Origin of the sequence: Legionella impletisoli (assembly GCF_900639875.1) — a bacterium.
Classification (GTDB): Bacteria; Pseudomonadota; Gammaproteobacteria; order Legionellales; family Legionellaceae; genus Legionella_A; species Legionella_A impletisoli.
In genome coordinates, this window is the sequence record NZ_CAAAIA010000004.1 from 148,665 (window position 1) to 175,586 (window position 26,922).

Here is a 26,922-nt window from a genome sequence, read left to right on the forward strand (position 1 = left end):
ACCCAATCTTGGCAAGAGTCAATTATTAAGCTAAACTTTTATTGTGCATTGCAATAAAAATGGATAAAAAAATGGCAAATAAACGTTTGAAAAAGGATGCCAATCTCTTTACGTTTTCTGAAAAAATTCAGGTCCTTGAAGACCATTTTAATACCTCTATGACAAGGCTAAGCAAAGGGATGAAAACCTTTGAAAACGCCATGCTCCAAGAAGATAAGGCAAAAAGAGCTGAATTTTTAGACCGTATTTTTCATGCCCAACTCGGTCAAATGACAACAGGCTTATCACCCGCTGCAATTTTAATCGCTTATACAGACTGGTGGGCTCATACTGTAATTGCACCAAACCGCTGTTTACAATTGATGGAAAGTGCTTTTGATAAAATGATTGATTTTTATCAAAATTTGATTGAATACGCTGCGAATAAAAACACAAACTGTTTCGATACAGAAGATAAACGTTTTCATGAACGATTTAAAGATGAAGGATGGCACGAATGGCCATACTGTGCCGTTGCAAATGGTTTCATGCTTTGGGAAGACTGGTGGCAAGAAGCTTCTCAAATTCGAGGGGTAGCAAAAGATCATCGTGAATTGATCTCGTTTTTTCGTTATCAATGGCTTAATGCACTTTCTCCAGAAAATAATCCAATTCTAAACCCAGTCGTTTTAGAAAAGACGCTGGAAACTTCTGGGAAAAATTTAATCGATGGCTGGCAAAATGCTCAGGAAGATTTTTGGCGTCATCTTAAAGGAGATCGACCCGTCGGGGCGGAAGAATTTGTAGTTGGGAAAGATATAGCGGTGACTCAAGGAAAAGTGGTTTATCGCAATGATTTGATTGAATTAATTCAATATGCTCCCCAAACCGAAACGGTTTATCCAGAGCCTGTTTTAATTATTCCAGCCTGGATTATGAAGTATTATATTTTGGATTTATCGCCCCATAATTCAATGGTTAATTATTTGGTCAAACAAGGGCATACTGTCTTTATGATCTCTTGGAAAAATCCAGATGCAAGTTATCGAAATTACGGGATGCAAGACTATTTAAAAAAGGGTGTTTTAGAAGCCATCAATGCTACTCAAAGTATTACTGGTCAAAAGAATATTCATGCTACAGGTTATTGCATTGGGGGCACGTTGCTATCCATGGCCGCATCTTACATGGCGCGACACTATGATGATCGCTTAAAAACCGTTACTCTTTTCGCCGCCCAAACCGATTTTGAGGAGGCAGGAGAGCTCATGACGTTTATTGATGAAAATCAGCTTTCTTATCTTGAGGATATTATGTTTTCGCAAGGGTATTTAAGGGGCGATCAAATGTCTGCTACCTTTGAGCTACTACGGCCTAAAGAATTAATTTGGTCTAAAGCGGTACAAAGGTACTTACTCGGTGAGCGGCCACCCTTAAATGATTTAATGGCATGGAATTCGGATACCACACGACTGCCCTACAAGATGCAAAAAGAATATCTGCGCAATTTTCATTTAAACAATGACTTAGCCGAAGGCGATTATCTAATTGATGGTGAACCGGTGGCATTAGAAGACATTAAGTCGCCCTTGTTTGTCGTTTCCACGGAAAAAGATCATATTGCACCTTGGAAATCAGTTTATAAAATTCATCTTTATGCTAATGGCTCTGAAATTACCTTCGTTCTTGCTAACCGAGGACATAATGGGGGAATTGTTTCTGAGCCTGGCCATAAAGGTCGAAGCTATCGCATAGGAAAATCCGCAGCCAATGCACCTTACATTGCTCCAGAAAAGTGGCATCATGAGCATAAAAGCCATAAAGGCTCTTGGTGGCCTAAATGGCATCGTTGGTTAGCGAAACATTCTGGAAAGAAAATTGCTCCGCCAGGTATTGGTGCTCCAGAAAAAGGGTTTCAAATTTTAGAGGATGCTCCTGGCCATTATGTATTGGAGAAATGAGTTTACTCTTCTAATACAGCATCCATGATGATTTTGGCATTCATTAATTTAGAGACTGGGCAACCGTTTTTTGCGTTTTCAGCTGCTTTATCAAATGTGGCATGCGTGGCATTTGGCACTCGAGCGGTGACGGATAAATGAATACTAGGGATCTCAAAGCCGTCTTCAGATTTCTCAAGCGTTACCGTGGCTTTAGTTTTTATATAGTCTGCGACTAAATCAAACGTTGCCAACTGGCCAGATAAGGCCATTGAAAAGCATCCTGCATGGGCTGCTGCAATAAGTTCTTCTGGGTTGGTATTTTTACCTTCTTCAAATCGATCTTTAAACGAATAAACTGTTTCCGAAAGAATTTTGCTATCGGTTGTTAATTGACCCTTTCCATCTTTCAGCCCACCTTCCCATATAGCCGTTGCACTTCGTTTCATTTGGTTCTCCATTATGAGTATGTTCTTGAAGATTAGACTATTTTTTAAAAAAATGTATAGGAATGTTACCATCTAAAGCATAGAAGCGGCTGCAGGACTTGATAGAATGGGTATATAATAGCTAGATTCGTTACCCAAGACTTTGAAAAACATGCAAGATTTCTCCAATAAAAATATTGTGTTAGGTGTTTGCGGTGGCATCGCTGCTTACAAATCTGTTTATCTTGTGCGCGAGTTAACCCGATTAGGCGCAAATGTTCGCGTTGTTATGACCGATTCCGCGCAAGAATTTATTACGCCTATGACCATGCAAGCGGTGTCTGGCCATGAAGTTCGCACCACTTTGTTTGACTCCCAAGCTGAACGAGCTATGGGGCACATTGAATTGGCTCGCTGGGCTGATTATTTAGTCATTGCACCGCTATCTGCCAATTGCATGGCGAAATTAGCTATTGGTTTGGCCGATGACTTACTCTCAACGCTTTACTTGGTAACGGAAACGCCGGTTATCATTTGCCCGGCTATGAATCGTAGCATGTGGGCTCATCCAGCGACAAAAACACACTGTGAAACGCTTGTAAAGCGGGGAGTGGTCGTAGTGGGTCCTGAGGAAGGCATGCAAGCTTGTGGTGAACAAGGTTATGGTCGCATGAGTGAGGTTGCAGACATGATTGATGCATTACGCCTTATCGAGGTGAAGCCATGGTTAAAGGGTAAAGAAGTATTGATTACCGCAGGTCCTACCCGAGAAGCCATTGATCCAGTACGCTATTTGAGCAATAGGAGCTCAGGGAAGATGGGTTATGCGTTAGCTAAAGCCCTCTACAGGGCTGGTGCGAATGTAACGCTTATTAGTGGCCCAACGGTTTTAAAAAAGCCTGAAGGAGTTTTTCTTGTTCCTGTTGAAACCGCCGAAGAGATGCTTAATGCAGTAAAGCGTTTTTTAAAAAAAGGAGCTATTTTTATTGGAGCGGCAGCAGTGGCTGATTATCACATAAAGACGGTGTCTGAAGAAAAAATTAAAAAAAATAACCAAAAATCGTTAACGCTCGAACTAAAAGAAAATCCAGATATTTTATCCTTTGCCGTTCAAAGTGGTAAGCCTTCTTTCGTGGTGGGATTTGCAGCTGAAACTTCTCATATTATTGAATATGCTCACAATAAGTTGATAAAGAAAAAACTCGATTTAATCATTGCCAATGAAGTGGGTAAAAATAAAGGATTTGACGAAGATGTAAATCAAGTTTCCGTGATTTCAAAAGAAAACCAAGTGGATCTCGCTTCCAATCATAAAGTTCGATTGGCAGGCCAAATTGTTGCAATCATTGCCTCAACCCTTCAAAATAGTAGCAAACTAAAGGGTTAATTTGGTATTACCACATATCCACCGCTCTGAGCATTCAGAGAAAATGCGACAAGAATACATTAATGAAATTGTACTGGTTATTTAAGGAAAAAGATGGAAAAAGCAATCCAATTAAAAATTCTCGATCCTCGTCTGGGGGATCAGTTTCCTTTGCCCTCTTATGCAACGCCTGGTTCTGCAGGTCTAGATTTAAGGGTTTGCCTTAATGAGCCTTTACAAATTGCTGGGGGTGAGACCGTTTTATTACCCACGGGTTTAGCAATTTATATAGCTGATCCCAATTTGGCGGCGGTGATTTTACCGCGCTCTGGCTTAGGTCATAAACACGGGATTGTCCTAGGTAATTTAGTTGGTTTGATTGATTCTGATTATCAAGGGGAACTTAAAATCTCTTGTTGGAATCGCACGAAAGAACATTTTACTGTGAATCCAGGGGATCGTATTGCTCAACTTGTTTTTTTACCCGTAGTGCAAGCGGATTTTACTATCGTTGAATCCTTTGATGAGAGCGCACGAGGTGTTGGCGGATTTGGCAGCTCGGGGAGGCAATAAGTGAACCATCGTTCTTATCAGCAAAAGCCTGTCTCCCGCAGTGTGTTTAGAGCGTATGATATTCGCGGCATTATTGGTGAACGCCTGGATGAAGATGCTTTTTATAGTATTGGTAAGGCGATTAGTTGTCGTTTGCAGGGTTTAAACCGCACCGGTCTTTTTTTAGGTCGTGATGGTCGTTTAACGAGTGATTCATTGGCGAAAGCATTAACCCAGGGATTACTAGATAGCGGTATGAATGTGTTTGATTTAGGCGTTGTTGCAACGCCTATGATGTATTTTGCGACTCATATTCATGAAATGGATTGTGGACTAATGGTTACAGGTAGTCACAATCCAGCTGATTATAACGGCATTAAAATGGTTTTAGCCGGCAAGACACTCTTAAATTCAGATATTGATCATCTCTATGAGTTAAATCAAACGTTGAGATCCATTGAAGGCCAAGGGCAATGCCATTCGTTTGAGATTACTTCTGATTATATCCAGCGTATTGTTGCGGATATCAAATTGCAAAGGCCTTTAAAAGTTGTTATTGATAGTGGTAATGGTATGGCAGGCCCTATTGCTCCATTAATTCTTAAGCAGTTAGGCTGTGATGTGATTGAAATGTATTGTGATGTTGATGGTCGATTTCCTAACCACCATCCTGATCCAACCATTGAATCGAATTTAATTGATTTAAAAGCGGCAGTCCTTCAGCATAATGCTGATATCGGCTTGGCATTTGATGGGGATGCCGATCGTTTGGGCGTGATTACCAATAAAGGTGAGCTCATTTGGCCTGATCGTTTAATGATGCTCTATGCCAAAGATGTGTTAAGTCGGAATCCTGGCGCATCGGTCGTGTTTGATGTGAAATGTTCTAGCCATCTTATGCAATTTATAGAGCAAGCAGGAGGCGTTGCACGCATGTGCCCAACTGGACATTCTATTGTGAAATCCGTTATGCGAGAAGAAAACGCGGTGCTTGCAGGTGAGATGAGTGGCCATCTCTTTTTTAAAGAGCGATGGTATGGTTTTGATGATGCCATTTACAGTGCTTGCCGTCTTTTAGAAATTTTAAGTCATTCGACGAAATCTGTTAGTGATCAATTCAAGGATATTCCAAACAGCGTAAATACTCCTGAAATTAAAATCCCTATTTCGGATGAACTTAAGTTTTTATTTATGCAGCGTCTTAGTGAGCAAGCAAAATTTCCTGATGCGCGCTTAATTGCAATCGATGGCTTAAGAGTGGAGTTTACCCATGGCTGGGGTCTTATTCGAGCTTCAAATACAACTCCTTGTCTTGTGGCCCGCTTTGAGGCACAAGATGAATTAAGTTTGGCAAGCATTCAATCTTTATTTAAAGCCGAGCTTCATGCTCTAGATAGTAGTTTGGATATTCCTTTTTAAAATATCAGTTTGGAGTTTAAACTAAATAATCTCAAAGGATCATAATTCTCGATGTCTATTCGAATAATTTCATTTTTTTGTCTGATTGTATTGGCAACGAAATTATTCGCAGTACGGTCGTTAACCGGTACATGGGATGGAATGACGTTTACTTTTGATGAAAATAAGCCTTTTTTTTATTATCTTGAAGCGGAAGGGCGTTTTTACAATCGTTCAGAAGTGGATGCAGCATTAGCTCGGGTTGCTGTAGGACATACTATAAAGCATTTCAAGCTTTGGTTAGGATATGATTATTTTCAATCATTGGATAGTAGAAGAAGAACGATTCAAGCAGTATGGCAACAACTATTCATTACTTTAGTGAACTCCAATTCTTTAGAGTGGACATATTATTCTCGTTTTGAAGAACGTTTTTTTTCATTAGAACCTGGTACGGCCTATCGAAATCGAAACCAAAGCACGCTTATTCTAAAAAACTTTTTTCCAAATCAGATCTCTCCTCTGTTGACAGGCGAGCTATTTGTAAATGTAAATCACCCTACCTGGGTCTCTAGAAAAACAATCAGCCAAACGAGATATTTCATCGGAGTGCAAAAGCCAATCACTGAATCGGTCATGCTGGCATTGGGATATTTGAATGTCAATGTGTTTCGAAACCATGAAACGGTCCGTGAAAACATAGCGCGGATCCGGTTTGCTGTAAACTTTGAGTGAGCCTTTCTACGGTGGGTTTAAGGTATGTTGGGCAACGTATAGCATGATGCTCAACGGTTCATTATCTTGTTTTCGTCCCGTGATTTTTTCCTGTCGTATGAGGTTTAAATTCAATTCCTTACAAAGGGAATGAATATAATCAGAACTATGGCTAAAGCGCGCTGACGGTTGTAATTTCCAAGCCTTATCATCGGAAATCTCTGAACTAAACACAAATAACCCATTGGGAGTGAGTCGCTTGCAAAGTGCAGAAAAAAACGGTTTTAAATCGCCAAAATAGGGTACGAGATCCGCTGCCACAGCTAAATCAAAGTGTTTTCGTGTGGTTTCTAAAAATGTGATCACATCGGATTCAATTAACTCATCATACAATCCTTTTTCTTTAGCTTGCACAAGCATTTTGGTTGACAGGTCAACGCCAGTTAAATGCTGGCTAATTTCTCGTAGAACCACGCCACTTAACCCAGTTCCACAACCTAAATCTAAAGTATCTTGCACTTGAATGACAGGCAATTGATGCAAGATTTTTGCAATATGCTCTGGGAGTGCATAATTTAAAACGCCTTTCATATGTTGATCGTAATAAAGTGCATAATTATTAAATAAATTGCTGATGTATTCGAGGCTCACGGAGGTTTCTGTCTCATCTTGATTGAGAGCATGAAGCATAAATTTCGTTGCAGAATCATTGGGCTTAACTTTGAGTGCTTTATTTAAATATTTAATGGCTTCTTCTCGCTCTTCCAATCGGATATAAATTGCTGCCAGGTTGTTAAGCGCTGCAAAATGATTGGGTTCAAGGAATAATAATTTTTCAAAGAGATTTAAAGCCTCTGGTAAATGACCCAAAGCCATTTGGGCAACACCACTATTATAAAGATACTCGATATGATTTGGGTCTTTCTTCAATAATACATCGTAATGCATGAGGGCATTTTCAAATCGGTCGTAGTGCATGAAGGTCGCGGCTAAATTATTGCGCGCTTCAGTGTGGTCATTATCATACGCTAAGGCTTTGGTGAAATAATCAATCGCGCCTTGTCCTTGATCTTCTTTTAATGCAATCACACCAAGATTAGTCAAGGCTTCAACGTGCTCGTTATTGAGTCTAAGAACTTCTTGAAATGCATTTTTTGCGGCTTCTAGCTGATTATTATTTAAGTACAAAACGCCGAGATAAAAATGAGCTTCCAAATGGTCAGGATTTAATGCCAAAACGTTTTTAAACTGAGTTTCAGCGGCCTTTAAATTTTTAAGCTGCAATAGCAACAAGCCAAGATTATGATGTATGGGTGCAGAATCGGGTTGAGCGTGGATGGCTTTATGATAGTATTGCAAGGCTTTTTGATGCTCGCCTTGGATGGCATACACTGCGGCGAGATTATTGTGTGCTTGAGCATAGCTAGGATTAAGATCAATCGCGGCTTGATAGGCTTCAATAGCGCGCTCATATTCTTTAGAATATTTGTAGGCATTCGCTAGATTATTATACAAACTCGCTTCTTTAGGCTTAATTTCTATCGCTTGATTAAAATAATAAATCGCTTGTTTCATATCGCCAAGTTGTGCGTAACAAAGCCCCATAAAATGCAGCGCATCGGCGTAGTTGGGCTTTATCCTCAAGACTTCCTGATATAATTTAATCGCCTCAGCCAGTTGATTTTGCTGTTGTTTTTTATAGGCTTCATCGAATAATTGGTGATGGTTTTTTTTCATTTGATAAACGTCGTTACTGATAATCAAGCATTCCTTGCAACAATGCATTTAACGCCTGTGCCCGATGACTAATTTGATTTTTTATGTCTTTTGAAAGTTCTGCAACCGTTGCCCCATAGCTAGGTAAGAAAAAAATGGGATCGTATCCAAACCCACTAGAGCCTTTCGGCTCATCCAAGATGACTCCTTCAAGTTTTCCTGTAGCAACGATAGGAGTTGGATCATCTGCATGTTCTACTAATACCATAGCACAATAAAAGTAAGCCTGGCGTTCGTACTCTGGAACGTGTTTTAACTTATTCAGCAGCATTTGGACATTATCCTCATCGCTTGCATTAGGACCAGCGAAGCGTGCTGAGTATATACCAGGCTCCCCATTAAGCGCGGGTACTACTAATCCGGAATCATCAGCTAAAGAGGGTTTGCCTGTTTGACGGCTGGCATGTCGCGCTTTGAGAATTGCGTTTTCGATAAAACTTAATCCAGTTTCTTCGGCCTCTGAAATGCCTAAGGAGTGCTGAGGAATACACTGAATAGGCGCCAACAACGCTTCTAATTCTTTAATTTTTCCAGAATTGTTCGTGGCAAGAATAATTTCTTTCATATGAGCCTCTTTTTTTAATTTGATTGTACCGTTATTTAATCTTTCCTGCCTTAGTAAAGGTGAGTTCTATAAGTCATAAATGACTTTTCTGTCGAACTTACGTTAGATAGATTGAGAGCGATTAAGTTTTTGTAACTCTAGGATAGCTTTGGTGCTGCTTATTCTTCCATTCGCTAAATCGTCATAAATTTGATCGGCTATTCTTCGTCGTTGCAGGCCTTTATAGATATCGAACACCCTCGTTATTGCAGATTTTAATGCCGCTCGCCAATGTGTTTTTGACTCAGTTTGGATTTGTTGTTTAATTTCATTCATGGAGTGTTCAAGCCTAGCTAAAATCGCTGTAATTTTCATTTGATACCATTCCTTTTGAGCAATAGGTCTTTCTTTCAAATTTTTTAAAGTGCCGTGAACGTACTCGTCGCAAAGCAGGTTAAACTCATCAAACTCACTTAATATGTCTAGACCCTCTTTAATTAAGGCTGCATTTTTTTGCTTCGTTTTTTCACACGCCTCATAGCACGTTTCCCACGTCAGCCAATCTCTCACCACTTCAAGCCCAGGTCCTTTTATATTTTGAATTCCAACAATCGTATTTTTATAGCCGGGCGGAGTTAATTGCTGAATTTCAAAATGAATGTAATCTCCGCTGGCATCCAAGCGCTCAATGATGAAAATCTTATTAAAAAACCATTCGCGCATAAGGTTTTTAAACGTTTGGTTTAAAGTTTTATGCTCGCTTTTATTGGCATGGTTTACTTTATCTAGAAATGATTCAAATTGGTGATAATGATTTAAGTTTCGTTGATGCGTTTTTAAAATGGCATCATGCCAAGGCTTAAAATCCGATTCGTTTAGTACCTGGCTTAATTGCTCTATAGAATCCCATGATTTGAGAAATATGGTATACTTGGCGTTAGGATTTATCCCGTTTAACATGGCTTGTAGTCGTTTTTTTACCGTTTCTTTTTCATAAGCGATGCGCATTCTTTTGGCGTATTGAATCGCGTATTCTTCAGCGGATTGGGTCGTCTTATCTGGCCATAAATTGATATTTGATTCATAATCGTTCCAAGCTTTATCAAGATATCCTTGTAAGCCACGAATATTGGATCCTACTAAGATATGTTGATCAACGTTTAAATCTTCAACTATCATTTCAGCAAAAACTTGCGAGCGATTGACCCTGTCCGCGCGGTTATTCACTAAGGTTGTTAACCATTCATCCGGGTGTTGGTAAGGATCGTGTTGATGAAGATTTAATTTCTCCCAACTCTTTAAACAGCCATACCGCTCATTTGCAGACATGGCATTCACAAAGATTAAAGTGCGCGAATCCATTGGAGCCGGTGGAAAGACTTTGAAAGCACCAATATCTGGATGCAGACGATCGGTAAAGGCTTTTAATGCAAACGAGGGTTCAATACCAAGAATTTCTCCCAGTTTAAGAACCAAAGCAACATTGACAGGATGTTCTTCATAAGGAAAGCGTTCGAGAATGTCGGGTGTTACGAAGCCTGCATTTATCCAGTCCACGGTAATTAAATCGGTATTTAATTGTTTCGCGCCTTCAGCCAGTATGGGCAACATTTCTTGTTCGCTGGTAATGAGTTTCGAGCCTGGGTTAATGAAATAGGTCATGGATTCGGCAACATTAATGCCCGCTGGTCCTTGAATATCTTCATGGTCTGGATAAGTATTCGTAATAGTTGAGAGATCATCTTTGGTCCATTGTCGCTGCAAAATTTCGATATACGTCGGAGTGAGACCCATGCATTCCCAGAGAAAAATATCAACATCCATTTTTCTGGCGAGGGTTAAGAGTTTGACTTGCTCCCAAATGGAGGCTTTTTCGTAAGGACGAAACAGGTTAAATTCATGGGTTCGGCTTAGAACGGAGCCATGTAAAAACATGGCTTCCGATCCCGTTGTTTTACTCAGCACATTGTATCCTAAGGCGCTAAGCATTGCGGCTTTCATTCGCTCAACGCCAGATTTACCACGCGTACCATACCCCCCAATGATTAAAGGAATATTTTTTCGAAAGCGATGGACTCGCCAGTTCGTATAAAAAAGGCGCCCAATAAAGTAAGTTAAAACTACTAAAGAAAAGAGAAATAATTCGGTGAGCGTATTGCTGTAGGCTGTAAAAAAATAGTTTTGAAACTCATCCCATTGATTCAGTATGGGAGTAAAAGATACTCCGGTGAAAAAACGGGTGACGGTTTCGTCTGATGATTTTCCCTTATACGCTTTAAACTTGATTTTAAATCCCAAAAGTCGAAAAGCTGCTAAATAACGCTTCGGTCCAAAAGAGCTCGATTCTTGCCAATTTCTGAAACGAGCGAATTGCGAAAATTTAAGATTCAATTGCCATGCTGCCCAAAGGCGTTTTAATGGATTTTTAGGCGGTCTAATTTCCGTAATGCCTTCGCTGGTGAAGAGTTTAATTAGTTTGTCCTGCTCCAGACTGCTTAAAATATCATCCATTAAAGGCAAATAAGGACGATAGCCGCCTTCTTCATCAATGACTAAAGGTTCACCTGGTACGTTAGTTTTAGTAACTTCAGCAAGAATAGCAGAAGGCGCTCGAATCGTTCCTCTGGAGATTCGAGCACTCGTGTAGGGAAATCCTTGCCGCTTATTAGACGAGGGGTGAGATAATTCATACAACAATCGCCAAAGACGAAATCCAAATAAAGACCCTCGAGTTAATTTAATACGAAATCGTCTAGGTTCTAAATAGAGTCCAAAATCGGTTATAGACATCACGGCCATGACTCGTCCGAGAAGATCAAGGTCCGTTTCTTTGAGTAAGGATTTGGGAAGCGTTGTTGTTTGGCCTGGCTTAAGCTTCTCAATAATATTTTTTAATCGCTCTCCAAGTACTTGCGCTCCCTGGCACTGTTGATACCAAAGAACTTCCATGGCTTGTGCAGCCCAACGACGTAGTTTGATAGATTGAGCCTCTAAGTGCTTTTTGTTTAGGCAAGGATTAAACTGGTCGAACCAAGTTTGAGCGGAATCAGAAGTTACTTTGATTAAGCGCTCATGAGCGTTCACAATGACTTTAAATGTGACTCTCAGTACAAATTCGTCTTCTTCACGACTAAAAACATTTTTGAGTAGCCTTACCAAGGGGGAAAATAAGTCTCGATTCGATACCAAGTCTAAACTATTAAAAATCGCCATGGCACGAACCGTAGCCATGTCGTCCTTTAAAGCAAGTTGATTTAAAAGTCTGATAAGGATCTCATTGGGCAATTGAGTATAATGTTTTGCCAAGGTTTGTCGCACATAAGGGCTTTTATCCTTTAACACTACAGGGATTAATTCATTGAGTGTTTCACCAGAAGCATTGCGACACAAAAGACTCACGGCATGACTACGAACAAAAAAGTCATCCCCTGCGTTAGGATGGTTAAGACGCTTGCCAATTAAATCCAATAACGCTTTAGGTGAGCTGTATTCTATCAAACTCATGGCCTCACATTGAACCCAAGTGCCTTTCTCAGGATCAAATGCAGCCCGCAAAATTGAAAACCGCATGGCGTGTGAGATAAATGTTTCACGGTAAGAAGAGGGCAAACAGGCCATAATGTTTTTAATGGCTTGTAATGCATTCACCACAACACGTTCATTCCCATCATATCTTAATAACGTACTAAGTGTTTCACTCAAATTTACTTCTGGCCAATGGTTGGCGAATTTTTTTTCGTGGAGCGATTGCAAAAGCGCTTTGGTGAGTGGTTCTAATCTTTGTAGGCAAAGAATGATTTGTAGCTCTAGTTTGGAGCGTTGTTTTTTATAACGCTCCACCATGGCTTCTTTATCCAGCCATCGCCCTAAGGCTTGGCGATCGTTTTTAAGATCTTTATCTGAAGCGCCTAGTTTTCGAGAAAAATTTAAGAGTAATAATTTTTTTTCTTCATCCGTCACCGCTTTTTGGTAAAGCAATTCAAATTGATCATGTGTACGACTTAGGATAGTGATTTTGTTTAAAGAGGTTTTGATCTGAGTGATAAAAAAGCTCAGTAAACTTGAATCCCAGTTTATTAATTGTCGTTCATCCGAGGGTAATTGGCTGAGTCGCTTGTTTTCCTTTTTTAAGAATGCCTCAATCATGGGTTGAAGCCTTTGCTTATCGATTTTAGATAAATAAGGACTCTTAGAGTGTTCCATTCGTTCCATGAGTTCTTTTTGCATCGGTTCAATCCACTTTAATTGTATTGTTTGGCCAACTTGGAATTTCTCGCTGGCGTATGTCTCTAAACTGAAAGGGTTCGGGAGCAAAGTCTCGGAAACCTCGGCCGTTGCTGTTTCGCCAAGTGAATACCAGAAATCCCGTGGTAGCGGGAGCATCGATGTCTTGTTGAATCTGAAATTTTATTTCATACCAATTTAAACTATCGCACCATTTTTGCCAAAGAAGATCAAATCCATAGGTTCTTCTTAAAAAATCTTCAGGATAATATTTGGCGTATTGATATGAGAAACCGGCTTGAAATGGTCCAAGAAGCTGCTGCCAACCGAGATTTATTTTGCTGTATAAAATATTCAGTTTTTCATTATTGGCAACATCACCACCAGCATAGGCTATCGAGTCAAGCCATGGCCTATGGTACAAGGTATCAGAAAATTCAAAAATTTGACGGTGATCGGAGGTATAGGTTGTGAAAATATCTTGATCAATGGTTCGCAAATCATAATCTTCTGTGCTGTCTAAACTCATGCCGCGAAATAAGGCAGAAAAGCGGGGGATGTGGAAGGTTTTAGGGGTAAAATCTCGTTTTTGATGTATGGAGCCAATCCAGGTGGTTGACCATTCTTGTTTGCCATCTAAAGGGATCCACTTATTACCATCCGGGTTTTGGAAAAAGGCATCACCATAAAGCGTCATGTTTACCGGAAGCCAGTTTGGACGAAATTGAATCCGCTCAACGAGACCCAACGTTGCACCGCCATAACGACGAATATGCTCTTTCATGGTGCTCGTGAAATAGGTGTTCAAGTGCTCATTGTAAATATGATAGGACAATTTGGGCTCTAAAAATTCCTCGAGATCAAGATCACTGACGTCTCGCTCCAACACATTTTTGCGTTTAATTTCTCCTAATGAATAACTCCAGGTGCCATCTTCTTGTCCACCTAACTTAAGTCCATCATGTAAATACACTTCTTTAGGAGACTTGGGGGTGGGCAATGTATCATACGGCGGTAAAACAGGTTGATAAGACACTTCGTTATAGCGAGGAGCGGCGGTTTTGACTCGTTGGTATTCTATCCGTTGCGATACTCGAAATAAGCCTTCAGCTCGATTGCGCGAAGGCAATAAATCCAGTGTATGTTCTCCTGCAGGAACGAAATGATAACGGGTTATGAATTGGTGCTCACGCTTTTCATCAATGCGAATGAGCACAGGACCTACCATTTTAAATTGTACCGGTTGTTTGGTCGTAGCAATATAATAAATCTCTTCAAACTGTTTAAATACCGGCTTCAGTCCATTCTCTTCAAAATCAAGGATAAGGTATTGATTAAAAACAGGATTTACGATCTCAACTTTGAGTAAATGCTCACCACTGGGTACATAAATGCATACTTTTGTTCTGACTTGGTTCGGGGTAAACGTGATTTGTTTTGGTTTTTGGTTATCAAGCTGATATTGAACGGTCATAGACGCTGGTGAAAGAAAAGGAACATCAGCTACTCGCATCAGGATGCCTAAGTGCACTTTTTTTTGCGATTTAAGCGTATAAACTAATCGGCCTTCCGCTGTTAAAACAAATTCTCTCTCGGAGAGTGCTGGAGTTAATGCTTTTCTAACCCGCATCAATTGTCCCTCAGGTCGCCAATGTGTTTGTTTAAAATATCGAACGCCTGCGCTGTTATCGATATTCGTAAACAAAAGCCATTGCAAATGTCGAGTTAATCGTGCTTTAAGGGGTTGTAATTCAGGAAATTCAGGGTAGGTATAAAATAACATCTCTCCTTTCGCTAAAGCTTCAGCACGTTGGTCTTGATTATGCTCAGCTAACCAGAGCAACCTATTCATTTTTTGGATGATGGCTTCTTTTTTTTGCTCCGTTAACTTACTGGGTTCAGGCTTGGTATTTACGTAAGTTGCGGATGAAGTGGATGAAAAAAAAATAAAGGCGCTCAAGACGATAACGTAGATCGCTAAATTGTAGACGTATCTTTTGATTAGCTTCGACATCGTTCTTTGCATAAAGAAATTGCGGTCTTTTGTTGCGTACACTCGGATTTATTTTTAATCGCAGTGATACAGTGATAAAAAAAACAGGGATTCCTAGCCTCGTTTCGTTCAATTAAGCCACCTTGAAGTGCCGCCTGTCTAGTTGCTGAGTTTAAAATAGGTAAAATCGGAATGGGGATTTCTGGGCGCAGCAAATAGGGCCGTAATAAGAAAGAAAGCGCGCCTGCACCTGCTTTGATAGTATGAGGACCCGGTCCTAGCTCAAATTCTATAAAAAACCGCTGCCCAGCTACGCCATTGGGCTTGCCTATTATTTTAATGGCTTCTGAAGGGAAGTTGTTGGTAATGGCATAAGGTTGCACCGTTTTGTTTTCATAAATGTAAAACCAACCATCAAGTGGTTTATACGAGAGGTTTTGATGCATGGGTCGAATTTCAAGACGTACTTTAACTGGGCCAATAATATGCATTTTAACAGGACGATTTTTTGTGCCTTCATAGGCTTGTGAGTAGAGATCCCGTTCAATGCTATAAAGCGTGTATCCGTTGGCATAATCTTGAATAATGCTGTCTTCGTTTTTCCATAGATAATCACTGGGTTGATTTGCTTGCCAGTATTCCCATGCTCTCACGCCCTGCTCTCTTAGTTTAGGATCAAAAGAATTAATTTGTTGTCTTATTGCACAGCCTTCAAGCAGCTTTTCTTTCCAAGGTTTGCCTAAAGACCCCGCCGCTGTAAAAAGCGCTAGTGCTTCTTTAAACTTTGTTTGTTCCATTCGTCGTAAGGCATGCCAAAATTGCTGCTCTTGAAAGGTCGGGAGTTTGCGAGCGAGTTGTGAATAAAGCCCCCACCAGCGACTTTGATAGGCGGCTCTTAACAACACCGGAGTAGGTTGTAGGGGTTCTGGTAAGGTTAACCCAACCATCAGGGCGAGATGGGGTTCATTTTCAGCAAGCAAGGCTTCAATCAGTTGCTTTGCTACCCCAATCTCTGGTTTTATCATCATCATGGCCGCGGTTAAGGTCGAAATTTCTTCGATAGCATGTTGTTGTTTATAGAGTTCTAAAAGTTTCTGGTAGGCCCAAATTCTGATGGAAGCGTCACCATATAAGAGATAACTTCGTAGCTTGGTTTCCGCAAGATAATGCTCTCCCAAATGATATAAGGCTTCGATCTCATGACGCTTCGCCATATTTTGAATATTTCCTGAGCCTTGCTGTGATAACTTACTCCATAGTTCGAGTGCGGGCAGCCATTCTAAACGGCGCTCAAATTGCTGAGCTTGTTGCCTTTGTTGTGCTATTTCCTTTGGGCTGAATGTGGACGGTTTGATTGGCTTATCCTTGGAATTTCGGATACGGATTGGTGCGGAAAACTGTTTATAACGAGACTGAATAAACTGTATGAGAGGCAGCCAATGGTTTTGTAGGGTTTTTTCAGCTGCTGGCAAGTCACTGGCATGGGGAATGCGTAAATGGTTTTGTAATAAGCGAATAATCGGCACTCCAGGAGGTAATTGAGAAATTGCAGCCCAATAACTGGTTTCAGATAAGACAAAAGGATCCGATGCACGGTATTGTATAGCTAAAGAAACTGGTTTTTTATCATCCGCTTTCCAAGCCTTTACCACTTGGACTCCCATCGGTAAAGTCAATTCCAAAGTATTCGCTAAAATTAAGGGCCCAGGAGTTTTCCATTGACTAAAAGGGCCGCTTAAAGTTGGGCATGAGTGCTCTTTTTTAAGCTGAGCGAGCATTTCCTTGCCGGCTTGTCCTTGAATTAAAGCATATTCATGCCATGGCAATTCGGGATTGCATGTGACGTGCATTGGAATGGGCTTTTGATTATTGAATTGGATAAAAAATAAAGCTCCTGGTGTTGTACGAGCGGGATCTACAACCACCCGTAGGGGTATCGGAGCAGGCCGTTTAGATAGATAGTAGCGATGTTTTAAAGACTCTTGTTCTGCTTTTGCCGTAGGTAAGCCAACAAACTCTGCACTAGAGATTCTTTCCAGTAAGGCATTTAAAAATTGTTCTGCTGCAACCAGCCCTTTTCCTTGAAAACCAAAATTATGTAAGGGTTTTGGAAGAAACCAGGCAAAGTATTGGGAGGTGCGCGGGTTTTTATTAGTCGGGTTGACTGTGCGATAGAATGTATGATACCCAAACAATTCATCAGCTACTTCTTGAATAAGTGGGTAGTTTTGATGAAGTGCTGCATATCGTTGCATCACCATAACGCCTAGAATACCCCCTGCTTTTCTGGCATTGTCTCGAATGATGCGTTGGGCGACGAGTTCCGTTTTGGCAGGTAGTGTGTTTGGATGTGCAATTATGTTTTTAATATATGAAGCGTTCATGTCCCATAAGTCAGGTCTTGATTGGTTGATGAGATTGCTGGCTGCAGTTGGTGGGCAGCGAGGTCCATTTAAGGCAGGAAATAGATAATCTGGATTTTGTTGTTTAAGCAGACGGCCAATTAATCGTACCGAGGATTGCAATTCTAAAGTATGATTTCCAGAAGGAATGTCTAAAAAACCTCGTTCAAGTCGACCAACTACTTCAAATTGCCCATTTATTTTAACAGGCCAACTGGTTTCTTCCGATGTGACGAATTCTAATGTCTTGAAAGGCTTATTATCCAGTTTGGTTTTGAGATGATAAGTTTGTACCAAACTTGATTCAAACGGTGGATAGGCCATCCGATTTTCAAACGCAAGCCTTGCCGGGCCTTTAATGGAAAGTGATTGCTCAACGCCTGGTTCTAAAAGCCAGTAGGGTTGTTGCCCACCGTCAATTTCTCGTCCCATGAACACTTTTTTAGAACACAAAGGAATTAGATTGCGATAAGGAGCAATTTCTGGGAGGTATTCATAGCGAGAGGCAAACAAGCCAATTTGAAGCGCCGTTTTTTTCTTTATCGGTCGGGAAATAATAAAAAGTTTTGGTTTGTACCAGGCCGAAGAGCTGACGAGAGAGTGCTTATCAGTGCTTGGAATTAGCTGAATCTTGGCATACAGTCCACTGCCATTGGAGGTATCGACTGCCAAATCGGAATTTGAAAGGCTTTGGCAGGGGCTAAACACACGTAATCGGCTTTGCTCTGACACACGCACTTTAACAGACTGACCAGGATGCAAGGTGACAAGATGCATGCCAAGTTTTGGAGAATAAATGGGTTTTGTACCCGATACCCACGCGGGTGGCCCCTCGATGTTATCCCAGCGTAAAGGGGTTTCATAAGCTGATAATAGAACACTTTGAAGATTATCGAGCTCGGGATAGGCTCCTTGACAAAAAAATAATCCACCTATTACACAAATCCCAACCAGTATGGCTTTGTTCATTCTTCTAAGCAGTCCATAAGCTGTATTAATAAAGCAGGGTTATCCATTAACGCTTTTCGAAAACCATAACTTAATTCGAGATGAATTAAACCGGGGTGTCTTAATGACTGAAGCATTTTACCAATGGTATTTTTGGCTCCTCCCAGCTCAAATATATCGATAAAACTAATATAGACGTGGTGATCCACCGTTTTTTTCATGCAGTGCGCTATCTTTTGAACGGCTTTAGAAGGATAAGTAGTGCCACTGCTGATAATAATATTTGCATGTTTTCCCGCTTCACTCAATCGTTTGGATTGTGAAAAGCCATGGAGTTGAATTAATGTACGAGAAGGGTAAGCTTTAGCAAAGGCACGGCTAAAAGCCATTAAAAAACTATCTTGGTGACGAACGACATCTAGTTTTTTCCTGGATAGAGTATTCCAGGAAGCCGCTGAAAAACTGCCCTCAGTAAATAATTTCAAAGCGATTTCGCGAGTTAGTCTATCATGAAAGCTATGGGGAGCTTGTAGGGTATTGCCTTTTAAATCCATCCGAAATAAATAAAAACCTCGTCCTTCTTTGCGATCTTTTTTTTCACGAATTAAAAGAAAACGTTCTCCTGTTTCATCGAACGCTTCTACTTCAAACCCCAATTTATTCCAATTTTGCTTGAGTTTATTGTTTTGCTTTCCCTGAAACAGTTGCAAAAATAAGGCCTCACTTTGGCGAAGTTCCTCTTGGTTTGGGTTTACGTAAGCGCCTCCCTGACTTGCTTCGAGTAAAATAGGATACATTGTTTCATAGACATTCGCACAGGAATAAGAGGTATAGAGTGCGCCTACTAAAAGGATAAGATTAAAGAGGAGTTTAGGTTTAATATAATTTAACATCACGTACCTGTGGTTCGATAAAGACTCGTTTTTTACCCGAATCTTTGGGTAATAAGCGTGATAACAGCACGTAACCAGGCTCCCCTTCTAATAACGTAACTCGAACTTTGTAGACGCCTGGTTTGACATCTTCTCCTAAGGGTATCGTAAGCAAGCGCCCCTTATCTACCGTTTGAGTCGGAGTATTTAATACGGGTACTTTTGCTTGTAAATTGGGCTCAATATCAAATACTCGGTTCAATAAGCTCCAAGAACGCAAAGGGCCTTTATGTTCTTGCGGTGCTTCGATTTCAACGGCAACTTTGCTGCGTTTGGTTGTTCCATAGGGAACATAATATCGCAGCGATAATGTTTCTTCACCAAGGCTAAGTTTTTCATAATGAAACTCCAACGCCTGTCTTCCTAAATAGTTCACTAAGCGCTTCAAAAGATTTCCTTTTGAGGTGGAGGTATGGTTCATAAAAAATGAAGCATTATCGTAACTGCTAATTTCAAAGGTGTGTTTACCTTGACTTAATGGGGGCAATAAGATTTCACCCGATTGGCCAGTTAGTAGACCCTTATAATGCAACTTCCCGTCTACCTTGAGCTTAAAAGGCATCGAATTAATTTTTTTTCTAACGTAGGCTAAGCGAGGATCTACACTTGGTTTATGCTGAAATCCCCGAAGCGTTAATGAAAAAATCGTATTTGATGGAACAGCCTGAAAGACATTAGCTAACGCTTCCTCGCGAAGTGCTACGTAATCATCAATGGGAGTTAATATCAAGCGACCAAACCAATTGCCTAGAGGGTGGAAATCTTCCCAGAAATAATTTTGGACAAGAACCGCCCAGTTCACCTCCGGAGGCTCAGGTTGGGTTGTTAATAAAACAGATTGATTGTTTAAAAGCAATTGAGCTTTGGCAATTGGATTTAAAGAAAACCAGGCCGGTTGTCTTAAATCAGGTTCATCTAAAAAATAATATGCCTCAGGTACTTTTATGCTACGAGGCATATGATAAGGTCTGTTATATGCCCGAAGAAGTACTGGGTTATGAGATGAAAAACGAACTTCAGCTACTTCGGGTTGCATCACAAAAAAGTAACTAACGGGTGAAGATACTCGCGTTTGAACTGGTTCTTTTGCCACGCGCTCATATTGCGATAACCATTCATTTTCCTCAGCAGGGTTAATGGTTAAAGACCCCATTTTGATGGTGTTTCCATGCTTATCAATTAATGCGTAATCCACTTGGCTCTGATAAAACGAGGCGGTTTCATCAGGTAATAACAAACGAAAATCAATACGAAATAAGGTTGGGTGATGGTGGATGTGATTAATACGATAGCTCACCGGTTCATTAAGTCGGCTTACAAAGGTTCGTAAATAAAGAGGTTCTGGTGTGATTTCTATTGGTTTAGCGCCGAGCTCATAGGCACGTACTACCAGTTGACCCGCTGCCATAATGGTCAGTTGTCCTTGGGAAAAATGATGTTCCCATTGAATGGGCTTTCCCTCCCAATTTAAGGTAAATTGTTGAAACTCAAATGCAGTTCTATCTTGCCAACGAATTAAAATTTGGCTGTTTAAGGGAGGTGGATTGTCTAAATTAGCTGGCTCAAATTCAAGCCGAATAGCATTTTTGCCTTTGGGTAATGGAATCACGCCATGAACAATTTGATCCACAAACACACCTTTCGGTAAAACTGGCGGCGTTATTTCATCTAACGACGCCTGTTCAATGGTGTATAAATTACGTGCTATATAATCAGTGTCCTTGATTCCACTCGGGGCTATTGGTCGAAACGTCTCACTGATGAGATTTCGCACCGCTGCCTCGCTGAGAAGGTGTGGAGGAAAAAGGCTTCCTTTTGCTATTTTTTCCTTTTGCTCTTGATTTAATCGATACCAACGGATGGGGTACTCGTAATCAGGAACCGTGCGTCTCGCATAAACTCGAATACTAACTTTATGAATAATAGGGGATTTGTCTAATAAGCGAATTCGAAGCGATTTAACATCCGGCATATGTTTAAAGTTTAAATGGATTAATTTTCCCGCTGAAGGAATAAATTTAGACGATAAATAAAAGGATGAGGTCACAGGTTTTTCAAATCTTGGATCCTGATAATATTTTACTGTGGCTTTAAAATGATGTACGTCGCGTTCAATTACCTGGCCATTTTGTCCAATCAATTGATATTCAATTGCATAAGGCCAATTGTCTTCTGGCATAATATCCAGGGTAGAAGGGAGGTCGGCATTGGTGACTAATTTTACAGACAAAGTTTTTGGCGGTAATTCGAACTCTAACCATCCTTTCGGTTTTAGGGTATAAACAATACTCGGTTCAGCTTCTTTCAGTCTTGTTTGAGTGATTGGATTTTCAGGTTTGGTCTCTAGGGTAAAAAACCAACCTGTTGCTATTATTAATAGAACCAGTATTAAAAATAACCCTTTCTTCATGATTCATGTTCCAAAATGAGCCATGCCGCTCGGGTTTCAATGTATTCATTCACTACGCGACGAGGCAATATGTTTGCATTAATTCGAATAGACAAACTCGGATCGGGGGCCGCTAAATGAGCGATTATTCGTAAGCGATGCTTATCATCAAAAACGAGAAGGTACGGTTGTGTGCTATTTGCATCGATTAAACGCTTAAATTGAAATTCAGGCCAGGATTTAACCATGGATTGCAAAATTAAAATATCTTGTAGAGTCATGTAGCGCTTAATCTCTTCTTTTAAAGTCTCAGGGACTTCATCTGAATTACCGCGTTTTACCGAGTTCAAATAAGAATAGAGTGCAGCATTTACAGTTGGGATATTAGCTGCTTTAAACTTTGCTTCATGAAAGAGATTATCTTCAGGGGTTCGAAAATGCGTTTTAACAATAGGCGACAACCAGACTATGGCTAATTGCTTGTTTTTCAATTGTTCAAAATAGCGCGTAATATACGACCCACTTGCCTCGTAACCTGCGGTTCCCTTAGAACCACCCACCATTTTTAGAGTTAATCCCATTTGCTTGATGGCCCGAATTAGTTGCTTATCAAAGGTTGAAAATTGTTCAGGACGTGTGGCGCCATCGTCAAATGAAAGAAGCACATCTTCTTCAGGTGCAGGGTATTTGGGATGAAAACCAAAAGCACGACTTTGAATCAGCATATAAGGTTTATCCCCAGTCTCTCGCAAGAATGTTTGAGTGATCTGATTTATAAAATTTTGGCGATTCACGTATCGTAACAGATCCGAGCTTTTGTCAAGATTGGTGTAAGGATGAGCTCCAGCATACAATAAGACTCTGGCATTTAATAATTCAAAGAGTGCTACACCATATTCAAAACTATTGATTTCAAAAAGGGGACGCGGTATTTGTACGAGATAGGGGTTATAATGATTCAAACGAATGATAAATGAACCACCATAATGTCTTTCTTTTGAATTTGGTATTTCGCGGATAAGTAAATAATGTTCGTCTACTTCTTTATGATGGTAATGGGTTATTTGATAACCCATGGCATAGGCATGAGCGTTGATAATCTTTAATTTGTCCAAAATGGGTTGAGTCCATGCCCATGGCTTATGCGATGAAAGTGCTTGCAAAGGAGATACTACTTCTTCATCAAAATATAATAATTCAGAAAGACTTGGCGCTTTATATAAGTTAGTCCCTTTATCCGCCAAATGGTTTTCTTTATGTATTTTTTCTAATAAATAGCCTTCAAGTCGTTGATTAGAAGAAAGCGTTTTTAACGAAAACTTAGGTGAAATGAGCGCGCTTAATAAACGATTAGCTCTGTTTGCGGGAAAGACAATTTCTGCGAATCCTTGTGTGGTTTCATCCCATTGCAAGTTCGCTTCGTTACTTTTTTCCCATTCAATCTCCATGGAGCCTGCCAATTGTTTTAGTATTCTTAAATTTAAAAGAGAGGGCAACGTGTCTTTGATGAATATGTGGATTTGAGCTTGTTGGTTATTTTGAGCTCGAATTTGAATCACGTTTTCATGAGCGGCTACTTTATGAAATGCTTGATATAGCGTTAATGGATTGGCTAAAACATCCGCATTGGGGCTGGCATTCTTGGTCATAGGCCTTCCAGATACCGCAAATGATTTGGCATTGAAAAGCGCATAGAGTTCTGCACCCAAATCATAGGTATTTTCTTCACTTAAAGGTCTCGGAACTTCAATTAGCCCATAACTTGGAGCCTGAGTGTCGATAACATAAAGACCCCATCCATTCATGGGAGGGATTTCTTCTAATAAAAAATAACGATTTTCTATGCGATTGAGTTGATAATGAATTTGGCTTAATTGTTTTTGAGCCTGTTTCAGGATCGGGCTATCTTCAGTCGACTTTAACGAGAGAAGCGTCTTAACCGCTTCAGTAAAGAGTCTTCTTTCTTGTAATGTGGGCTGTTTAAACGTTCCCATTAATTTATTCTGGTACAACTGAACTTTTGCAGTTCTCAAGGCTTCTTCTAACGAAGCTTTTTGGGGCAACGTAAGAATGTTAGGGGCAGCAAAATCAAGTGCTTCTGCTTTAGTCGTAAATTGTGGTATGAAGGTTAAACTGTAGCCAATGATACTGGCGATGAATATTGAAATAATGGAGGTTTGTAAGGTACTTAGCGTCAAATGCGCCATCATGTGCTTATCGTACATTTTGATGGCAATTAATGTAGATAGCAAATAGCCAAATCCATAAAAATCCGTAATCTGAATCGTTGGGAAAAAATAGAACGATAAGTAACCGAGAACCATCTTATATGCAAAACTGACATTAAAAAATAATAATAATTTATAAGCGCCTTCAATGTTTTTATGCCGGAATAATCGTGACTCTAGTAGGGCAGACGAAAGACCCAATATAATAAATGCTTCAACAAAAGAAGAGACGATTTTAATAGGTTGGTACCACTGCAAAGCCAACAAGGCTGGAATTAAAATGCCATTATATTCCCATCCATAGCGAAGATTTAATCTCGAGGCAATAAGAGCTGTGACGATTAAGATAATATAGGATTTTGGGCTTGCCAGCATGGACATAGCAATATTGGCGTACATGTATTGCAAATTGCTGACATCAAAGTTGGTCCAATCAATGAGAATATAGCGAACAAGACAATAAGTTACTCCAAGCGTAATCAAAAGCTGAAGTAAGCCACGAGTTAACCCAGCCTTCCAGAATTGGTTACTGATCAAAGCAACAATAATTAAACCAAAACTTTGCAAACTTTCACGATAATCAAGTTGCATCCCAAAATAAAGATTGATGTAGCGTGCTATTTCTGGCAAAACCAAGCCATCCATCGCAACGCGTACCAAAACACTGGCAAGAAATAATGCAAAAAAACGATCACGGCCAAATAAGTAATTAAAATAATAGGTTCTAGTGAAATAGTGAGAATACATCCATACAAACCCGTAAGTTAGGATGGCTTCTAGGAAAATCACGAATACCGATAAGGGTTTAATAATCAAAAGCGGGACTAAGTATCCTGGAATGACAAATCCAGACAACAACCATCCTAATCGTAGATTAAAAAACGCAATCACAAACACCCCAATCCAAACTGTGGTAATCACAGAACTGGATAGCGCATAAGGAAAAAGTTGTAATGGAAAAATATTCATTTTAACCTAAGGGTTCATTCAGATAGTACAAGCCATACCTAATTAAGGCTTATCTTCGATATTAATCAACTCGCATAAAAAACCTCGTCTTTCAAGTTCAAGCATTCCCTCGGCATGCATTTTATAGGGTTCAATGTCTGCATTGGGTACCGAAAGACGTAATTGGAAACGTTGTTCGTAATGGTTTGGCAGTTGAATCTCAAAATTTTTTTCAGTACCTTTTACAATGAGTTCTTGCAGAACTTCACGTGCCTTATCTAGATTCAGTTCGGTAATGCTTTCCAACAAATCCAGAGCAGATATTTCTTCGATGGGTATTTCAGCGCGCTTAAAAATTTGTTCAATCCGTTTATTTGCCAGTAATTTCCTTCCAAAGAGATCAAAATAAATGCAGCCCGTGCTCTGAGCATTTAAAAAATCTTGGGTAATGGTTAAACGTCGCTCCAATTGCTCAAGTAATAATTTCATTTTTTCAGCCACGCTATAATGACGCTCCAGGTTTAAAAAGCGAAGTATTATATTTTCTTTATATTGTTCTTCTTGAAGCCATTGTTCTCGAAGGTGTAAAAAAAATGCAATTTGATGACCTAGTTGATTAATATAAATTTTTTTATCGCGGCTTAATTTTTGTTCTTTTTCTATGCAAAACGCCCAAAATCCTAAAACCTCATTCATATGAATTAACGGAAATAAAAATTGATTTTTGCCATCACCACAGCGAATGAACGCTTCCACTTGTATTAATTTCTGTGTTTCAATTGCGGTTTTATAGGGCTCACGATGATAATCTCGCCGCCGTTCATTGATGTGACTTAGGCTACAATTTAAGGCGCTTACTTCTTTGAGTCGGTGGGAGTTTGGAATGCACTCAAGAAAGATAGCACAGCTTAATTCAAGCGTTTGGTTGAGCATCACAATAACGTTTGACCAGTATTGATCGGATGCATACAGTTTGCTGTACAGAGGTTTATCTTGAATTTTGCTTGATAACTCAAACAATGCTCTTAAAGATTTTTTCTCTTCATCAATTAATCGATAGCGTGTTAAGACCACATAAAGGGCGATATGAATGAGCCATAACCCAACGAGTGGGATCCACAACTTAAACCAGGCAAGAATTGCCCAGGCTAGTAGAAAATCTAGGATAAGTAGACTGAATAATAATATCGTTGTGGTTTGCCTGTACGTGTTATTCAACATCAATAAACTGACCATGCTGACTAGCACGAGAAGTAGAAAGCTAAAAAGAGACCCCATCCATCGAATGGTTTGTTGCGACAAAAGAGTCTGTAGGGCATAGGCATGAAATTGAGGTTCTGAAAGAGTTTGACCGTTTCGAATCAGTGGGGTAGTTAAATCATTTGAGCGTTGCGAAGCAACTCCAATGATTACCGCGCGATTTTTTATCATTTCAGACACGAGATCACCTTGAAATGCTTGAAAGAGCGTTAGAAAAGGAAGCGTGGCTGATCCGGATAAAAAATCAACATAATATCGTTTCGCTTTAGGTAGTTTGGTGCAAAGCCCCAATTGTTCTGCCACACGGACTTCAACGGCGGGTAGAGATTGATTGTTTAAAGAATAAACCGTGCGTTGAAATCGGTAAACACCGTATTGGTTTTCTGGAAGAGCCTTAACACCAAAAGGAAGATTAAACGCTTTAGCACTTTCTGGCCATGGCTCAAGCACAGAGCCTTGAGTATCTGATAAAATTCGGCGACCAAATACGACATTTTTATATTGTTTGGCTTTTGAATAAAACAAGGTGCTGGCTTGGGTAGGAAAAAATAAAAAAACCACCTGACTTGGTTTATATTGTTCAATACCCTCCAAAAACTGTATCCAGGACGCCTCACTAATTGCATGAACTCCTTGATTGGCTTGAATTAATAAGACATTAGAGTTACTCTCACTTTGAAAGTTCGGGGTTGAAACGAGCATATAGTCATAGACGTACCCTTCCACCAATTTAAAGACGTTTAACAAACTAATACCCCAGACTAAGCTGGCTACCAGAACACTAAACAGCAGGGCAGGAGGAAGATTCGTTTTAAAATCAGACCATTTCCTTTGTTTAATCACACCCAATCCTTGGTTCGTTTGATGTTAAAATACGCGGATCATCCAATATTAACGTTTT

General features: G+C 40.0%; 15 protein-coding genes. 5 read left to right on the forward strand and 10 right to left on the reverse strand.

What is annotated here, in order from left to right:
• Positions 1–71: 71 nt before the first annotated feature.
• Complete coding sequence (locus E1O41_RS05945; protein WP_229669363.1) at positions 72–1,940, forward strand: PHA/PHB synthase family protein; 1,869 nt, start codon at positions 72–74, stop codon at positions 1,938–1,940.
• 2 nt (positions 1,941–1,942) lie between these two features.
• Here E1O41_RS05945 and E1O41_RS05950 read toward each other — a convergent pair whose 3' ends face one another.
• Positions 1,943–2,368, reverse strand: coding sequence for an OsmC family protein (locus tag E1O41_RS05950; RefSeq protein ID WP_131776405.1), 426 nt, complete (start codon positions 2,366–2,368; stop codon positions 1,943–1,945).
• A gap of 151 nt (positions 2,369–2,519) precedes the next feature.
• Between E1O41_RS05950 and coaBC the strand changes: the two genes are divergently transcribed.
• The 4 genes from coaBC to E1O41_RS05970 all read left to right on the forward strand — a co-directional run bounded on the left by coaBC (position 2,520) and on the right by E1O41_RS05970 (position 6,398).
• Positions 2,520–3,734: a bifunctional phosphopantothenoylcysteine decarboxylase/phosphopantothenate--cysteine ligase CoaBC gene (coaBC, locus tag E1O41_RS05955; protein ID WP_131776406.1), complete on the forward strand. Its 1,215-nt coding sequence runs from the start codon at positions 2,520–2,522 to the stop codon at positions 3,732–3,734.
• 93 nt (positions 3,735–3,827) lie between these two features.
• Entirely contained in the window at positions 3,828–4,286 is a 459-nt protein-coding gene (gene dut / locus E1O41_RS05960; protein WP_131776407.1) for a dUTP diphosphatase, read from the forward strand.
• Positions 4,287–5,684, forward strand: coding sequence for a phosphomannomutase/phosphoglucomutase (locus E1O41_RS05965; protein WP_131776408.1), 1,398 nt, complete (start codon positions 4,287–4,289; stop codon positions 5,682–5,684).
• A gap of 51 nt (positions 5,685–5,735) precedes the next feature.
• Positions 5,736–6,398: a DUF2490 domain-containing protein gene (locus tag E1O41_RS05970; RefSeq protein ID WP_131776409.1), complete on the forward strand. Its 663-nt coding sequence runs from the start codon at positions 5,736–5,738 to the stop codon at positions 6,396–6,398.
• Positions 6,399–6,404: 6 nt separating this feature from the next.
• Here the strand turns inward: E1O41_RS05970 and E1O41_RS05975 are convergent, their stop codons facing one another.
• From E1O41_RS05975 to E1O41_RS06010, 9 genes are all read right to left on the reverse strand, one after another.
• Positions 6,405–8,114, reverse strand: a complete 1,710-nt coding sequence (locus tag E1O41_RS05975) for a tetratricopeptide repeat protein (protein ID WP_131776410.1) — start codon at positions 8,112–8,114, stop codon at positions 6,405–6,407.
• Positions 8,115–8,127: 13 nt separating this feature from the next.
• Complete coding sequence (rdgB, locus tag E1O41_RS05980) at positions 8,128–8,718, reverse strand: RdgB/HAM1 family non-canonical purine NTP pyrophosphatase (protein WP_131776411.1); 591 nt, start codon at positions 8,716–8,718, stop codon at positions 8,128–8,130.
• 102 nt (positions 8,719–8,820) lie between these two features.
• Entirely contained in the window at positions 8,821–12,924 is a 4,104-nt protein-coding gene (locus E1O41_RS05985) for a HEAT repeat domain-containing protein (RefSeq protein WP_165481127.1), read from the reverse strand.
• 4 nt (positions 12,925–12,928) lie between these two features.
• Positions 12,929–14,881: a hypothetical protein gene (locus E1O41_RS11740; protein WP_207384509.1), complete on the reverse strand. Its 1,953-nt coding sequence runs from the start codon at positions 14,879–14,881 to the stop codon at positions 12,929–12,931.
• A 41-nt stretch (positions 14,882–14,922) separates the two neighbouring features.
• Positions 14,923–18,285, reverse strand: a complete 3,363-nt coding sequence (locus E1O41_RS05990) for a hypothetical protein (RefSeq protein ID WP_131776413.1) — start codon at positions 18,283–18,285, stop codon at positions 14,923–14,925.
• Entirely contained in the window at positions 18,282–19,157 is an 876-nt protein-coding gene (locus E1O41_RS05995) for a hypothetical protein (protein WP_131776414.1), read from the reverse strand. The genes E1O41_RS05990 and E1O41_RS05995 overlap by 4 nt, the downstream gene beginning before the upstream one ends.
• Positions 19,141–21,606 (reverse strand): hypothetical protein, encoded by a 2,466-nt coding sequence (locus E1O41_RS06000; protein WP_131776415.1) that lies wholly within the window; start codon positions 21,604–21,606, stop codon positions 19,141–19,143. Before E1O41_RS06000 ends, E1O41_RS05995 begins: the two co-directional genes overlap by 17 nt.
• Positions 21,603–24,782: a poly-gamma-glutamate biosynthesis protein PgsC/CapC gene (locus E1O41_RS06005; RefSeq protein ID WP_131776416.1), complete on the reverse strand. Its 3,180-nt coding sequence runs from the start codon at positions 24,780–24,782 to the stop codon at positions 21,603–21,605. The genes E1O41_RS06000 and E1O41_RS06005 overlap by 4 nt, the downstream gene beginning before the upstream one ends.
• 42 nt (positions 24,783–24,824) lie before the next feature.
• Positions 24,825–26,864, reverse strand: coding sequence for a CHASE2 domain-containing protein (locus E1O41_RS06010; RefSeq protein ID WP_165481129.1), 2,040 nt, complete (start codon positions 26,862–26,864; stop codon positions 24,825–24,827).
• Positions 26,865–26,922: the final 58 nt, after the last annotated feature.

Bases quoted from the DNA above. Each gene is read 5' to 3' on its own strand.
- E1O41_RS05945 (WP_229669363.1), top strand. From the start codon at position 72: ATGGCAAATAAACGTTTGAAAAAGGATGCCAATCTCTTTACGTTTTCT.
- E1O41_RS05950 (WP_131776405.1), bottom strand. From the start codon at position 2,368: ATGAAACGAAGTGCAACGGCTATATGGGAAGGTGGGCTGAAAGATGGA.
- coaBC (WP_131776406.1), top strand. From the start codon at position 2,520: ATGCAAGATTTCTCCAATAAAAATATTGTGTTAGGTGTTTGCGGTGGC.
- dut (WP_131776407.1), top strand. From the start codon at position 3,828: ATGGAAAAAGCAATCCAATTAAAAATTCTCGATCCTCGTCTGGGGGAT.
- E1O41_RS05970 (WP_131776409.1), top strand. From the start codon at position 5,736: ATGTCTATTCGAATAATTTCATTTTTTTGTCTGATTGTATTGGCAACG.
- E1O41_RS05975 (WP_131776410.1), bottom strand. From the start codon at position 8,114: ATGAAAAAAAACCATCACCAATTATTCGATGAAGCCTATAAAAAACAA.
- rdgB (WP_131776411.1), bottom strand. From the start codon at position 8,718: ATGAAAGAAATTATTCTTGCCACGAACAATTCTGGAAAAATTAAAGAA.
- E1O41_RS05985 (WP_165481127.1), bottom strand. From the start codon at position 12,924: ATGCAAAAAGAACTCATGGAACGAATGGAACACTCTAAGAGTCCTTAT.
- E1O41_RS05990 (WP_131776413.1), bottom strand. From the start codon at position 18,285: ATGAACAAAGCCATACTGGTTGGGATTTGTGTAATAGGTGGATTATTT.
- E1O41_RS05995 (WP_131776414.1), bottom strand. From the start codon at position 19,157: ATGTTAAATTATATTAAACCTAAACTCCTCTTTAATCTTATCCTTTTA.
- E1O41_RS06000 (WP_131776415.1), bottom strand. From the start codon at position 21,606: ATGAAGAAAGGGTTATTTTTAATACTGGTTCTATTAATAATAGCAACA.
- E1O41_RS06005 (WP_131776416.1), bottom strand. From the start codon at position 24,782: ATGAATATTTTTCCATTACAACTTTTTCCTTATGCGCTATCCAGTTCT.